A 798-nucleotide genomic window follows, 5' to 3' on the forward strand; every position below is an offset into this window, starting at 1 on the left:
GGCGACTACGGTACCTTCAGCATCGATGMCSAGGGKAACTGGACCTACGAGCTGAACAACAACCACGGAGTTGTGCAGGCGCTGGACAGCAATAGCGCTCCAGTGACGCGCACCATCACGGTGGCAACCGCCGACGGCACCACTCACGAARTSAMAGTGACCATCACCGGCAGCGACGATAAAGCGGTGGTGACTCCAAACGAAGACGGTGCCGACGCGGGCGCRGTGCAAGAAGATGCCACCCTGAGCACGGGCGGCAAAYTGAACGTGGAAGATCCAGACRCAGGCGAAGCGGTGTTCGTTGAACAGACCRAMGTGGCCGAYGGCGACTACGGTACCTTCAGCATCGATGACSAGGGGAACTGGACCTACRAKCTGAACAACAACCACGGAGTTGTGCAGGCGCTGGACAGCGACAGCGACCCAATCGAGCGCACCCTCGAAGTGGCAACCGCCGACGGCACCACCCACGAARTSAMAGTGACCATCACCGGCAGCGACGATAAAGCGGTGGTGACTCCAAACGAAGACGGTGCCGACGCGGGCGCAGTGCAAGAAGATGCCACCCTGAGCACGGGCGGCAAACTGAACGTGGAAGATCCAGACACAGGCGAAGCGGTGTTCGTTGARCAGACCAAAGTGGCCGATGGCGACTACGGTACCTTCAGCATCGATGMCSAGGGKAACTGGACCTACGAGCTGAACAACAACCACGGAGTTGTGCAGGCGCTGGACAGCAATAGCGCTCCAGTGACGCGCACCATCACGGTGGCAACCGCCGACGGCACCACTCACGAA

The 798-nt window shown here is 60.2% G+C and carries 1 protein-coding gene; it reads left to right on the plus strand.

Annotated elements, in window-relative coordinates; all coding sequences use genetic code 11:
• Positions 1-798 (plus strand): VCBS domain-containing protein (locus tag L4D76_RS28750; protein WP_428444201.1); only part of this gene is annotated, 798 nt, incomplete at both ends.

This window comes from Photobacterium sagamiensis (assembly GCF_050337085.1).
In the GTDB taxonomy this organism is placed as follows: domain Bacteria; phylum Pseudomonadota; class Gammaproteobacteria; order Enterobacterales; family Vibrionaceae; genus Photobacterium; species Photobacterium sagamiensis.